6 protein-coding genes and 1 pseudogene are annotated in these 14,034 nt (G+C 75.0%); 5 read left to right on the top strand and 2 right to left on the bottom strand.

Annotated features, from left to right (window positions below; translation table 11 throughout):
* Nucleotides 1–23: 23 nt before the first annotated feature.
* The gene (locus OG403_RS07570; protein ID WP_329562500.1) at nucleotides 24–10,928 is read left to right on the top strand and encodes a type I polyketide synthase; all 10,905 of its coding nucleotides are present in this window, start codon (nucleotides 24–26) and stop codon (nucleotides 10,926–10,928) included.
* A 225-nt stretch (nucleotides 10,929–11,153) separates the two neighbouring features.
* Nucleotides 11,154–11,399, top strand: a pseudogene (locus OG403_RS07565) (hypothetical protein); the annotation flags it as partial.
* Here the strand turns inward: OG403_RS07565 and OG403_RS07560 are convergent.
* Complete coding sequence (locus tag OG403_RS07560; protein WP_329562498.1) at nucleotides 11,347–11,634, bottom strand: DUF3303 family protein; 288 nt, start codon at nucleotides 11,632–11,634, stop codon at nucleotides 11,347–11,349. The pseudogene OG403_RS07565 and the gene OG403_RS07560 overlap by 53 nt on opposite strands.
* Nucleotides 11,635–11,816: 182 nt before the next feature.
* Nucleotides 11,817–12,074: a hypothetical protein gene (locus tag OG403_RS07555; protein WP_329562496.1), complete on the bottom strand. Its 258-nt coding sequence runs from the start codon at nucleotides 12,072–12,074 to the stop codon at nucleotides 11,817–11,819.
* 3 nt (nucleotides 12,075–12,077) lie between these two features.
* Between OG403_RS07555 and OG403_RS07550 the strand changes: the two genes are divergently transcribed.
* The 3 genes from OG403_RS07550 (at nucleotide 12,078) to OG403_RS07540 (ending at nucleotide 13,970) form a co-directional block, all read left to right on the top strand.
* Entirely contained in the window at nucleotides 12,078–12,341 is a 264-nt protein-coding gene (locus OG403_RS07550; RefSeq protein ID WP_329562494.1) for a hypothetical protein, read from the top strand.
* A gap of 311 nt (nucleotides 12,342–12,652) precedes the next feature.
* Nucleotides 12,653–13,288: a hypothetical protein gene (locus tag OG403_RS07545; protein ID WP_329562491.1), complete on the top strand. Its 636-nt coding sequence runs from the start codon at nucleotides 12,653–12,655 to the stop codon at nucleotides 13,286–13,288.
* A gap of 136 nt (nucleotides 13,289–13,424) precedes the next feature.
* A complete protein-coding gene (locus tag OG403_RS07540; protein WP_329562490.1) occupies nucleotides 13,425–13,970 on the top strand; it encodes an NUDIX hydrolase in 546 nt (181 codons plus the stop codon).
* Nucleotides 13,971–14,034: the final 64 nt, after the last annotated feature.

Here is a 14,034-nt window from a genome sequence, read left to right as displayed (position 1 = left end):
TCGACGCACGCGCGGAGTTCACTATGACCACGTCCACCGAACAACTCCTCGACGCGCTGCGCGCCTCCCTCAAGGAGACGGAGCGCCTGCGGCAGCAGAACCGCAGCCTGACCGAGGCAGCTCTGGGGGCACCTCCCAGCCTCCCCCAGCCTTCGGCCGGGGGGACCCCCATGGCTGGGGGAGAGCCGATCGCGATCGTCGGCATGGCCTGCCGCTACCCGGGCGGGGTGCGCTCGCCCGAGGACCTCTGGGAGCTGGTCGCGGCCGGTACGGACGCGGTCTCGACCCTGCCCACCGACCGCGGCTGGGACATCGACAAGCTCTACGACCCGGACCCGGACAAGCCCGGCACCTTCTACTCGGACCAGGGCGGATTCCTCTACGACGCGGGCGAGTTCGACGCGGGCTTCTTCGGCATCTCGCCGCGCGAGGCGCTGGCCATGGACCCGCAGCAGCGGCTGCTGCTCGAGACCTCCTGGGAGGCGCTGGAGCGGGCCGGGCTCGACCCGGCGGGGCTGCGCGGCAGCCGGGCCGGCGTCTTCGTCGGCACGGCCTTCCAGGGCTACGGCGGCGGCGGGCACCAGCCGCTGCCGGAGGGCGTCGAGGGCTACCTGCTGACCGGCACGATCAGCAGCGTTGCCTCCGGCCGGATCGCCTACACCCTGGGCCTGGAGGGCCCGGCCGTCACGGTGGACACGGCCTGCTCCTCCTCGTCGGTCGCGATGCACCTGGCCGTGCAGAGCCTGCGCGGCGGCGAGTGCTCGCTGGCGCTGGCGGGCGGGGCGGCGATCTCGGCCACGCCGTGGGCGTTCGTCGAGTTCGCCCGGCAGGGCGGGCTGGCCAAGGACGGGCGCTGCAAGCCGTTCGCCGCCGCCGCCGACGGCATCGCCTGGGCGGACGGCGTCGGCGTGCTGGTGCTGGAGCGGCTCAGTGACGCGCAGCGCGCGGGCCACCAGGTGCTCGCCGTGATCCGGGGCACCGCGATCAACCAGGACGGCGCCAGCAACGGGCTCTCCGCGCCGAACGGGCCTGCTCAGCAGCGGGTGATCCGGCAGGCGCTGGCCGACGCCCGGCTGTCGGCCGCCGAGGTCGACGCGGTGGAGGCGCACGGCACCGGCACCGCGCTGGGCGACCCGATCGAGGCGCAGGCGCTGCTGGCCACTTACGGGCAGGGCCGACCGGCGGACCAACCGCTCCGGCTCGGCTCGCTGAAGTCCAACATCGGCCACAGCCAGACCGCTTCGGGCGTCGGCGGGGTGATCAAGTCGGTGCTGGCGCTGCGGCACGGCCTGCTGCCCAAGACCCTGCACGTGGACGCGCCTTCGCCGCACGTGGACTGGACGGCGGGTGCCGTCGAGCTGCTCACCGAGCCGGTGAGCTGGCCGCAGAGCGGACGGCCGCGCCGGATCGGGGTCTCCTCGTTCGGCGTCAGCGGCACCAATGTGCACCTGATCCTGGAGCAGGCGCCGAAGTCTGACGCTCCGTCAGATGAACCGGAGGCCCCGACGCTGCCGGTGCTGCCCTGGGTGGTGTCCGGGCGCGGCGAGGTGGCGCTGCGGGCGCAGGCCGAACGGCTGGCGGCCTTCGCCGCCGATCCGGCGCGGCAGGCCCACGAGGTGCCGGCGATCGGCGCCGCGCTGGTGCGTGGCCGCGCGGCCCTCGAGGACCGGGCCGTGGTGCTGGGCGGCTCGCGGGACGAACTGCTCGCCGGGCTGGCCGAGGTGGCCGCCGGTGGCGGGCTGACCGGACGGGCGCAGGGCGACGGCGGCGCGGTGCTGGTCTTCGCCGACCTGGCCGAGCACGGCGGAGGGCCGAACGCCGAACTGGCCGCCGCCTTCCCGGCCTTCGCGCAGGCCCTGACGGCCGCCGAGGCCGCCCTGGCGAGCGCCGGGCAACTCGGCGATCTCGCAGAGGCGTTCGCGCTGCAGATCGCGCTGGCCGCGCTCTGGCGCTCGCTCGGCCTGCGGCCCTCCGCCGTGCTCGGCCAGGGCAGCGGCGAGATCGCCGCCGCCTGCGTGGCGGGCGCGCTCTCCCTGGCGGACGCCGCCAAGGTGCTGGCCGGGCAGTTCACCGGGCTCGGCTCCGGCACGCCCGAGATCCCGCTGCTCTCCACCCGGACCGGTCGCTGGGTCCAGGCGGGCGAGCTGGACGCCGCCTACTGGGGCGCCGAAAGCCTTGGGCAACTATCCTCTGGGATAAAGCAGCTGTCGGAGTCCGGGCACCGGATCTTCCTGCGCTGCGGGCCCGCCTCCGGTTCCGAGACCCCGTCCCACGTTTCGCCCGACGGCCCGCTCCTCCTCGCCACCCTGCCCGCCGAGCAGCCCGCCGCACGCGGCTTCCTGACCGCCGCCGCCCAGGCCTTCGTGCACGGCGCCGCGCTCGACTTCTCCGTCCTGTTCGGCCGTGTCGAGGCCGTCGACCTGCCGACCTACGCCTTCCAGCGTGAGCACTACTGGCTGGAGCCCGTCCCCGACACCCGGCGCGACGCCACCGGCCTGGGCCTGGGCAGCGTCGAGCACCCGCTGCTCGGCGCCGCCGTCGTACTCGCCGACGGCGACGGTCTGATCCTCACCGGCCGACTCTCGCTCGCCACTCATCCCTGGCTGGCCGACCACGCGGTGGGCGGCACCCCGCTGCTGCCCGGCACCGCCTTCGTCGAACTCGCGCTGCGGGCCGGCGGCCAGGCGGGCTGCGCGCTGGTCGAGGAACTCACCCTGCACGCGCCGCTGGCCCTGGTGGGCGCGGGGAGCACTCGGTTGCAGGCCCGGGTGTCCACCCCCGACCAGTCCGGCCGCCGCACCCTGACCATCCACTCGCAGGCCGAGCCCGCTACCGCCGAGGCGGATGCGGATGCGGACGCGGACGGCGAGGACACCCCGTGGGTGCTGCACGCCACCGGTACGCTCGCGACCGGCCCGGCCGCCCCCGCCACCACCGCCGACCTGACCAGCTGGCCGCCGCCCGGTGCCGAGCCGGTCGAGGTCAGCGACCTCTACGACCGGCTGGCCGAGCGCGGCTACGGCTACGGCCCGGTCTTCCGTGGCCTGCGCGCTGCCTGGCGGCGCGGCGACGAGGTCTTCGCCACCATCGCGCTGCCCGCCGAGCAGCAGGCCTCGGCCGCCGCCTACGGCGTGCACCCGGCGCTGCTGGACGCGGCCCTGCACGCGGCCGGGTTCGCCGGCCTGCTGGACGACGGGCAGAGCAGCACCCGGCTGCCGTTCGCCTGGTCGGGCGTCAGCCTGGCCGCCGGCGGCGCGGGCGGGCTGCGGGTGCGCCTCGCGGCGGCCGGTCCCGACACCATCACGCTGGACGTCGCCGACACCGCCGGTGCGCCGGTCGCCTCGGTGGAGTCGCTGGTGCTGCGCGCGATCGACCCGGCGCAGCTGGCCGCCGCCCGCACCCGGCCGGTCGAGTCGCTGCACCTGGTGGAGTGGACGGCGCTGACCGCCCCGCCCGCCGCCGTCGGCACCTGGGCGGTGCTGGGGGAGGACTCGGCCGCGCCGGCCGAGGCGCTCGGCCTGCCGGCCCATGACCCGGCCGGTGCCGCCCCCGAGCTGCTGCTGGCCGGCTGCCGCCCGCGCGACGGCCAGGTCCCGGCCGCCACCCGCGAGTTGCTGCTGCGCACCCTGGAGCTGGTGCGCGGCTTCCTGGCCGACGAGCGCCTGGCCGGCACCCGCCTGCTGCTGCTCACCGAGGGCGCGGTCGCCACCGACGGCCAGGCGGCGGGCGACCCGGTCAGCGCCGCGCTCTGGGGACTGCTGCGCAGCGCCCAGTCGGAGAACCCGGACCGGTTGATCCTGGCCGACACCGACGCGACGCCCGCCTCCTGGGCGGCGCTGCCCGCCGCCGTGGCCGCCGCTGCCGAGGAGCCGCAGTTCGCGCTGCGCGACGGTGAGTTGCTGGTGCCCCGGCTGGTCCGGGCGAACGCGGCGCTGCCGCTGGAGCCGCCCGCCGAGGGCCCCTGGCGGCTGACCGCCGACGGCTCCGGCACCCTGGCGGCGCTCACCACCGAGCCGTGGCCGGCCGCCGCCGGCGAACTCGCCGAGGGCCAGGTCCGGGTAGCCATGCGGGCCTGCGGCGTCAACTTCCGCGATGTGCTGATCACCCTGGGGATGTATCCGGACAAGGCGCTGCTGGGCAGCGAGGGTTCCGGCGTGGTGCTCGAAGTCGGGTCAGGGGTGCGTGACTTCGCCCCGGGCGACCGGGTGATGGGGATGTTCACCGGCGGCTTCGGACCGCTCGCCGTCACCGACCGGCACTGGCTGGTCCGGCTGCCCGAGCAGTGGACCTTCGCCGACGGCGCCGCGATGCCGGTCGCCTTCCTGACCGCCTACTACGGTCTGGTGGACCTGGCCGGGCTGCGGGCCGGCGAGTCCGTCCTGGTGCACGCCGGGGCCGGCGGCGTCGGCATGGCCGCCGTGCGGATCGCCCGCCACCTCGGCGCCGAGGTCTATGCGACCGCCAGCCCCGGCAAGTGGCAGGCGCTGCGCGAACTCGGCCTGGACGACGCGCACATCGCCTCCTCCCGGGACACCGCCTTCGCCGACCGCTGGCTCGCCGCCACCGGTGGACGCGGCGTGGACGTGGTGCTCAACTCGCTGGCCCACGAGTTCACCGACGCCTCGCTGCGGCTGCTGCCGCACGGTGGCCGGTTCATCGAGCTGGGCAAGACCGACGTCCGCGCCCCCGAGGCGGTCGCGGCCCAGTACCCGGGCGTGCGCTACCAGGCCTTCCAGACCGGCGAGGCCGGTGACGCGCGCACCCGCGCGATGCTGGACGAGCTGGTCGCCCTCTTCGACTCCGGCGCGCTGCGCCCGCTGCCCACCCGGGTCTGGGAGCTGCGCCGGGCGCCGGAGGCCTTCCGCTTCGTCAGCCAGGCCAAGCACATCGGCAAGGTGGTGCTGACGGTCCATCAGCAGCTGGATCCCGCCGGCACGGTGCTGCTCACCGGCGCCACCGGCACGCTCGGCACGCTGATGGCCCGCCACCTGGTCGCCGAGCACGGCGCCCGCCACCTGCTGCTGGTCAGCCGCAGCGGTGCGAGTGCCCCGGGCGCGGCCGAGCTGGTCGCCGAACTCATCGCCGCCGGAGCCGCGGTGACGCTCGCCTCCGCCGACGTCGGCGACCGCGCGGCACTCGCCGAGCTGCTCGCCACCGTGCCGCCCGCGCACCCGCTGACCGCCGTGGTGCACACCGCCGGTGTGGTCGACGACGGCGTGCTGGCCGCGCTCACCCCCGAGCGCTTCGAGCAGGTGCTGCGCGCCAAGGCCGACGCCGCCTGGCACCTGCACGAACTGACGCGGCATCAGGACCTGGCCGCCTTCGTGCTCTTCTCCTCGCTGGCCGGCACCATGGGCAGCGCCGGGCAGGCCAACTACGCCGCCGCGAACGCCTTCCTGGACGGGCTGGCCCAGCTGCGCCGCACCCGGGGCCTGCCCGCCAGCTCGCTGGCCTGGGGGCTGTGGGCCGAACGCAGCGGCCTGACCGGCGACCTGTCCGCCGCCGACCTGGAGCGGATGGCCCGGGGCGGCATCCGCCCGCTCGGCTCGGCCGACGGAACCCGGCTGCTGGACGCCGCGCTCGGGTCCGACCAGGCGCTGCTGGTCCCGGTCCGGCTGGACGCCGCCGCGCTGCGCGGCCAGGCCGGCGGCGGCACGCTGCCCGCGCTGCTGCGCGGCCTGGTCAAGGCACCCGCCCGGCGGACCCGGGCGGCCGAGCCGGGTGGCGGCTCCGACCTCGCCGGGCGGCTGGCCGCCGCGCCCGAGGGCGACCGGCACGGGCTGCTGCTCGACCTGGTCAGCGGCCACGCCAGCACCGTGCTGGGCCACCGCGAGGGCACCGCGGTCGACCCCGAACGGGCCTTCCGCGAGCTGGGCTTCGACTCGCTGACCGCCGTCGAGCTGCGCAACCGGCTGTCCGCCGCCACCGGGCTGCGGCTCTCCCCGACCCTGGTCTTCGACCACCCCACCCCGAACCGGCTGGCCGCCCACCTGGCCGAGGGCCTGCTGGGCTCGGCCACGCCGGCCGCCGCGTCGCTCGCGCCGAGCGGCGGCCGCCCGGACGCCGGCCGCCCGGACGCCAGCGGCAAGGGCGCCGACACCGACCCGGTCGCGATCATCGCGATGAGCTGCCGGCTGCCCGGCGGCCTGCACACCCCCGAGCAGCTCTGGGAGTTGCTCAGCACGGGCGGCGAGGCGATCTCGGGTCTGCCCACCGACCGCGGCTGGGACCTGGACAACCTCTACGACCCCGACCCGGACCGGCCCGGACGCAGCTACGTCCAGCAGGGCGGATTCCTGCACGACGCCGCCGAGTTCGACGCGGGCTTCTTCGGCATCTCGCCGCGCGAGGCGCTGGCCATGGACCCGCAGCAGCGGCTGCTGCTGGAGACCTCCTGGGAGGCCTTCGAGCGGGCCGGCCTGGACCCGGCGGCGCTGCGCGGCAGCCGGACCGCCGTCTTCGTCGGCGCCGCGCAGGCCGGTTACGGCGGCGCGGGCCTGCACGAGGCCCCCGAGGGTCTGGAAGGCCACCTGCTGACCGGCAGCGCCGCCAGCGTGGCCAGCGGCCGGATCGCCTACACCTTCGGGCTGGAGGGCCAGGCCCTGACCATCGACACCGCCTGCTCCTCCTCGCTGGTCGCGCTGCACCTGGCCGTCCAGGCGCTGCGGCGCGGCGAGTGCACCATGGCGCTGGCCGGCGGCGCGGCCGTGATGCCGGGCCCCGGCGGCCTGATCGCCTTCAGCCGCCAGCACGGCCTGGCCGCCGACGGGCGCTGCAAGGCCTTCGCGGCCGGCGCCGACGGGATGGCGATGGCCGAAGGGGTCGGCATGCTGCTGGTCGAGCGGCTCTCCGACGCCGAGCGGCTGGGTCACCCCGTCCTCGCGGTGGTGCGCGGCTCGGCGGTCAACCAGGACGGCGCGTCGAACGGGCTGACCGCCCCCAACGGTCCGGCCCAGCAGCGGGTGATCCAGCAGGCGCTGGCCGACGCCGAACTGACGGTCGATCAGATCGACGCGGTGGAGGCGCACGGCACCGGCACCCCGCTCGGCGACCCGATCGAGGCGCAGGCGCTGCTCGCCACCTACGGGCAGCGGGCGGCCGAAAACCCGCTGCTGGTCGGCTCGGTGAAGTCCAACCTCGGCCACACCCAGGCCACCGCCGGTGTCGCGGGGATCATCAAGACCGTCCTGGCGCTGCGGCACGGGCAGCTGCCCCGCACCCTGCACGTGGACGAACCGACCCCGCACGTGGACTGGTCGGCGGGCGCGGTACGGCTGCTGACGAAGCCTCAGGAGTGGCCTGAGACCGGACGGCCGCGCCGGGCCGGGGTCTCCTCCTTCGGCATCAGCGGCACCAACGCGCACGTGATCATCGAGCAGGCGCCGGCAGCGGCCCTCGTGCAGACCGCCGCGCCGGCTGCACCGGCGCTGCGCGAGGCCCGCGGCCTGCCGCCGGTACTGCTGTCGGCCGCCGACCCGCAGGCGTTGCCCGGCCAAGCGGCCCGGCTGCTGGAGCGGTTGACCGAGCCGACGGGCGACGAGCCGGCTCCCGACCCGTGGGACCTGGCGCTCTCGCTGGCCACCGGCCGCGCCGCCCTTCCACACCGGGCCGCGCTGACCGCCCGCGACCGGGCGGGCCTGGCGCGCGCCCTGGCCGAGTTCGCCGACGGCCGAACCCCGGCCGAGGCAGCGCTCGGTGAGGCCGCCCCCGGCAAGCTGGCCTTCCTCTTCTCCGGCCAGGGCAGCCAGCGCGCCGCCATGGGCCGTGAGCTCTACGCGGCCTGGCCGGTCTTCGCCAAGGCGCTGGACACCGTCTGCGCCCGGCTCGACCGCGGCCTGGAACGCCCGCTGCACGAGGTGCTGTTCGCCCCGCAGGGCAGCCCGGACGCCGCGCTGCTCGACCGAACCGCCTACACCCAGTGCGCGCTCTTCGCGCTCGAGACCGCGCTGCTGCGGCTCTTCGGCTCCTGGGGGATCACCCCCGACCTGGTCGCCGGTCACTCGATCGGCGGCATCACCGCCGCCTATGCCGCAGGTGTCTGGTCGCTGCCCGACGCCTGTGCGCTGGTCGCCGCCCGCAGCCGGCTGATGCAGCAACTGCCGCCCGGTGGCGCCATGCTGGCGATCGAGGCGGACGAGGACGAGGCGCTCGCCGCGCTGGCCGGCTTCGCGGACCGGGCCGGCATCGCCGCGCTCAACGGCCCGCGCGCCACCGTGCTCTCCGGCGAGGAGCAGGCCATCGAGGCGCTGGCCGCGCACTGGCGGGCCCAGGGCCGCCGGGTCAACCGGCTGGCCGTCAGCCACGCCTTCCACTCGCCGCTGATCGAGCCGGCGCTGGCCGAGTTCCGCACGGTGGCCGAGCGGATCGGCTACGCGGCGCCCCGGATCCCGGTGGTCTCCGACCTCACCGGTGAACTCGCCGACCCGGCCGAGCTCTGCGACCCCGAGTACTGGGTGCGGCACGCCCGGCACACCGTCCGGTTCGGCGACGCGGTGCGCACCCTGCAGCGGCAGGGCGCGCACACGCTGCTCGAGCTCGGGCCGGACGGCGTGCTCGCCGCGCTGGCCGCCCGCACCCTGACCGCCCCGGCCGAGGCGATCCCCGCACTGCGCGGCAACCAGAGCGCGACCCGCGCCGTCACCGAGGCGCTGGCCCGGCTCCAGGTGCGCGGCACCGCCCCCGACTGGGCCGCCTACTACGCCGACACCGGCGCCCGCCGGGTCGAGCTGCCCACCTACGCCTTCCAGCGCACCCACTACTGGCTCGCGGCCCCCACCGCCGCCGGCCGCGCCGAGCAGCAGAGCGGCGACTCGCCGTTCTGGGCGGCGGTCGAGTCCCAGGACCTGACCGCACTCACCGGCACCCTGGGCGTCGACCCGGCCCAGCCGCTGCACGAGGTGCTGCCGGTGCTCGCCCAGTGGCGCCGCGAGCGGCGCAGCGCCGCCGCGCTGGACGGCTGGCGCTACCGCACCGTCTGGCGCCCGGTCAGCCCTGAGCCGGGCCGCCTGGACGGGCGCTGGCTGCTGCTCGTCCCGGCGGACGGCACCGCGGCCGCCGCCCCGGCCGAGGCGGCGCTGACCGCCGCCGGGGCCGAGGTCGCCGCCGTGACCTGCCCGCCCGGCGAGCTGGACCGCGCGACCCTGACCGACCTGCTGCGCGACGCGGGAGCCCAGCGCGCCACCGGCGTCGTCTCCCTGCTGGCCCTCGAGCAGGACGAGCGGCCCGGCCCGCTGCCCGCCCCCGTCGCCGCCACCCTCGCGCTGCTCCAGGCGCTCGGCGACCTGGACAGCCCGGCCCGGCTCTGGCTGCTCACCCGGCACGCCCAGCGGATCGAGAGCGCGGACGGACCGATCGACCCCTGGCAGGCCCAGATCTGGTCGCTCGGCCGCTCGCTCGGCCTGGAGGCCCCGCAGCGGTTCGGCGGCCTGATCGACCTCCCCCCAGCCTCCGGCTGGGGGGACCCCCAGCCCACACCGGATGCCGACTGGGCCGACCAGCTGCGCGCGGCCCTCACCGGACTGCCGGTCGCCGAGGACCAGATCGCGCTGCGCCCCTCCGGCATCCGGCTGCGCCGCCTGGTCCGGGCCCCGCAGCGGGCGGCGACCGGCGCGGGTCGCACCCCCGGCGGCACCGTGCTGATCACCGGCGGCACCGGCGGCATCGGTGCCCGGGTGGCCCGCCGGCTCGCCGAGGAAGGCGCCCGGCACCTGGTCCTGGTCAGCCGCAGGGGCCCGGCCGCTCCCGGAGCCGCAGAACTGGCCGCCGAACTGGAGACGCACGGCGGCCGGGTCACCGTGGCCGCCTGCGACGTCGCCGACCGGGCCGCGCTGGCCGCGCTGATCGCGCGGGTCGAGGCCGAGGGCGAGCCGATCACCGACGTGCTGCACGCCGCCGGGCTCGGCCACTCGGCCCCGCTGGCGGCCACCGCCCCCGAGGACCTGGCCCGGCTCAACGCCGTCAAGGCCGTGGGCGCGCTGCACCTGGACGAGCTGCTCGGGGAGCAACTGGCGAGCTTCGTGCTCTTCTCCTCCATCTCCGCCGTCTGGGGCAGCGGCGGCCTGGCCGGCTACGGCGCCGCCAACGCCTTCCTGGACGCCTTCGCCGAAGAGCGCCGCCGCCGTGGGCGTCCCGCCACCAGCATCGCCTGGGGCCTGTGGGCCGGGCCCGGCATGGGCACCGGCGCCGCCGAGGAGCTCAGCCGCCACGGCCTGCGCCCGATGGACCCCGACCGGGCGGTGCTGGCCCTGGACCAGGCGCTGCGTCAGGACGAGACCCAGCTGACCGTGGCCGACGTCGACTGGGCGGCGTTCCTGCCGATCTTCACCGCGCTGCGGCCGTGCCCGCTGCTGGCCGAGCTCGAGCCCGTCGCCGTCGTCGACGACACCGCCGCACCGGCCGGACACCAGCCGGCCGGCAGCTTCGCCGGGCTCGCCCCGGCGGAGCGCCAGGCCGCCCTGCTCGACCTGGTGCTGACCCAGACGGCGGCCGCGCTCGGCCATGACGGGAGCGGTCAGGTCAAGCCGGGCCAGCCGTTCCAGGCCCTCGGCTCGGACTCGGTGACCGCGATCGACCTGCGCAAGCGGCTCACCACCGAGACCGGCCTCGAACTGCCGCCCACCCTGGTCTTCGACTACCCGACCCCGCTCGAACTCGCCGCCCACCTGGCCGACCGCCTGGCCCTGGACGAGCCCGACCCGGCCCGCGACGCGCTGGCCGAACTCGACCGCCTGGAAGCCTCGGTGGCCGGCCTGACCACCCAGGACGCGACCACCCGCAGCTCGCTGGCCGCCCGCCTGCGCACCCTGCTCACCCACCTCGACCCGGCCACCGCCGAGCCGAGCCGAGCGACGGCCGAGCACGAGGACGTGGACGCGGCCTCCGCCGACGAGCTGCTGGCCCTGATCGAGAGCGAGTTCGGCCGCTCCTGACGGATTGGCAGGGTCAACCCCTCGTTGTCCTGGCAACCCCTCGGTTCCGAGCGGAGCGAGGGTGCGGCGAGTCAGCGCTGGCGTGTGAAGTCGGCTCGGCCGACTTCACACGCCAGCGGCGGAGAAGTTCGCGGGGGGCTCGCCTACTGCTCGGCAAGGGTCGAGTTGGTGGTGGCGCGCCAGGTGACGATGTGGTGTTCGGCCTTCGTCCTGACGGTGGTCGGTCGGAGGGGTACTGGAGAGCGCACGCTGTCGTGGCTCACCGCCCACCGACGCCTCGCCCGGGACTACGAGACCAGCCCGGCCCACTCCGAAACCATGATCCGCTGGGCAATGATCGGCATCATGGTCCGCCGCCTCACCCGAGGTCGACCAGCAACCCGCCCAGGCCCACGAATGCTGTCACGCACCAATGCGGTCAAGCCTTCTGGAGGCCGGCTTGGACGTCGTCGAGGTTCATCACCGGCATGAAGCTGATCTTGGCACCGAGATCCTGGAAGAACGGCTCAGCGACGCTCGGGATGTCGGACGGCTCCTTGAGGTCGAAGACGACGAAACCGGTACGCATCCCGTCCAGCGATCCGAAGTACGCAGCCTCCGGCTTGATCCGATCGAACACCGACTTCAGAGTCTGTGCCAGCGTCTTGCCCGCGATCGCCTTGTTCGCCTTCTCCGTGTCCATCTGGACCGTCAGCAGCATCCTCATGGTCGCTCCATCTCTGATTGGCGTTCCGGCACCCGTGTGCCCCTTCCAGATCGTGACCGCGATCCTCGGCCTTGGCAGCCGGGGTAAGGCATCGGAGGGATGAGAGGCCGGATGCGCCGAAGTGTCGGACACGAAAACTGCCCGCACCCGGATCCGGGTGCGGGCCATTCGTCGTGCTCGGCTCAATCCTCGTACAGGTCGACGGTGAGGGTCACCCGGGCGCCGGCCGGGAGTTCTGCGGCGACGGCCAGCGTGGTGCGGCCGGCGGCGCGGTGTTCGGGTCGGGCTTCCCGCGAGGCGATCCGGGAACCGATCCGGTGGTACTCGGGTAGGCGCTCCTGTTCAACGAACTGATCGAGCCGGTCGAGGTAGAACGGCGAGCTTGCCCCGGCGGTGCCGAACCGTGCCCCACACTGCTGCTCCTGCTGGAGTCCGTTCATGTCGTGGACGAGTGGCGGGGCAAGGGGGTGGGCATGCACCTGGCCGCCGCCGCGCTCCGTCGGCTGGCCGTCCCCGGTGCGGTGGCCGTCTGCTATTCGACCCCCACTCATGACCACGGTCCGGACGAGCCGTGTTCCTACGCGTCCGATGACCCGGAGGCCCGACGGCCGGACGAGGAGGCGATCGCGAAGCTTCGTCGGGCGTGGGAGCGGCACGGCTTTGAGTCGATCGGGGAGGGTGTGTACGCGCGGCGACTGGAGCCGTGAACCGGCGCACCGGCTCGCTCGGCCTGGAGGCCCCGCAGCGCTTCGGCGGCCTGATCGACCTGTCGCCCGCCGCTGAGGTGGGCTCGCGATCTGCGGGCCCATCTCGGCCAGCTCCGAAGAATGGTGACGCAGCGTCATGTACTGCCTCCGAGGCATCGGTTCGGCGGGGCCAGAACCCTGGTCGCCGGGCATGGTCTGTGTGATCCTCCTTTCAAGACACCGACATAGCGCCGGATGGGGAGACATATGCCGACCTCGGATACCGTGGCCAGCCGACCGGACCGTGCGATACGGAAGGCGGCCCGATAGCTGTGGCAGGCCTCAACGCGCTCCTTGCCGTGGCGGTCCTCGTCGGTCTGGTCTGGCTGTTCCGGTGGGTGGCGGCCGGGAGGCACACGGTCTGGGTCTCGGCGCTGTACCTGCTCGTACCAGGTGCGATCGCAGTCTCGCAGGCCTACAGGTTCGGGCCGGCCTGGGCGGTGCCCGTCACCTGGGCCGTGCTGGGACTTGGCGCTCCGCTCGCGATGGTGGCGCTCCTGCTGGGGCGGTTTCGAATCGTCGCCGTCCAACCGGCATTTCTCCGCCAGTACGTGCGGCACGCGGCCCAGGTCGACGGTCCGCAGTACATCGGGCTGTGCGTCTTCAGCACCGGCGTGATATCCCTCACCATCGCAGAGCCCTTCCGCCGGGGTCTCTTCTCGCTGGAGGCCGGATGCCAACTCTGCTTCCTCGAAGACCAGGTGAAGAGGATCATGGGCGAGGACACCCCGGCGGTCGCCGAGTACCGTGCGCACCTGCGGGCCGGAAGCAACCGGAACGTCATCATCAAGCGCATGCAGCCCGACGCGCCGTGGCAAGTGGTCATGCGCTCCGAAGACACCGCTCGGGACCCGCTGCGCGCCTCGGCCTGCCCCGTCCACGGGCCCCTCACGGCCGGAGCGCGGTGAGCGGGGGGCGGCCGTCCCGCCAGGGGTTCCCGGGAGCACTCCAGGAGTCGCCGACCCACCTGCCCCTCACGGTCGTTGACCGGGAAGTGCCGCCGGACCGACCGGCGCCCCCGATCCACCGAGGAGAGCCACACCTGTGAACGCCGCCGAAGCGACGATGTTCGACCAGCCGTTCAGCATGATCAAGGTCCGCGTCACCGGCCTGGTCTTCTGCGGCGACGAGGTCGCGCTGCTGCGCCGCGACCGCGCCGACTCCGTGCACTACACCACCGTCGGCGGCAACGCGGAGGCCGGCGAGGACTTCCGCGCCGCCCTGGCCCGCGAGTTGGCGGAGGAGCTCGGGCTCGAGCCCGACCAAGCAGGCAAGCCCGAGCTGATCGGGACCATGGACGCCCGGGTCACCCGGCCCGGGGCGACCCCCTCGCCCCGGAAGATCCACCTGATCTATCGGACGTTCGTCACGCCCGAGGTCCGTGCCGGCCTCGCGACCCAGGAGTTCGACGAGCTGCCGGACGGCGGTCACGAGGTCGGCACCGTCGAGTGGATCGACTACCGCAAGGTCGGCGAGCTGCCGCTGTTCCCGCCGATCGGCAGGGTTCTTGCCCAACTGCCGTCGCCGGAAGCGCCGCTGTCGGAGTTCGAGCTGGAGCCGATCACCGACCAGAACTACACCTGGATCTGAGCGCGACGGCGGGTCTCCCCACTCGCGGTGGGGAGCCCCGCCGTCGCGCTGACCTGGAGGCCCC

This window comes from Kitasatospora sp. NBC_01266 (assembly GCF_036242395.1).
In the GTDB taxonomy this organism is placed as follows: domain Bacteria; phylum Actinomycetota; class Actinomycetes; order Streptomycetales; family Streptomycetaceae; genus Kitasatospora.
Note: the sequence above shows the minus strand (reverse complement) of the source record. Positions and strands in the feature narration are given on the sequence as shown.

Excerpts from the sequence above, each read along its gene's own strand:
- OG403_RS07570 (WP_329562500.1), top strand. The coding sequence starts at position 24 with ATGACCACGTCCACCGAACAACTCCTCGACGCGCTGCGCGCCTCCCTC.
- OG403_RS07560 (WP_329562498.1), bottom strand. The coding sequence starts at position 11,634 with ATGAGGATGCTGCTGACGGTCCAGATGGACACGGAGAAGGCGAACAAG.
- OG403_RS07555 (WP_329562496.1), bottom strand. The coding sequence starts at position 12,074 with ATGAACGGACTCCAGCAGGAGCAGCAGTGTGGGGCACGGTTCGGCACC.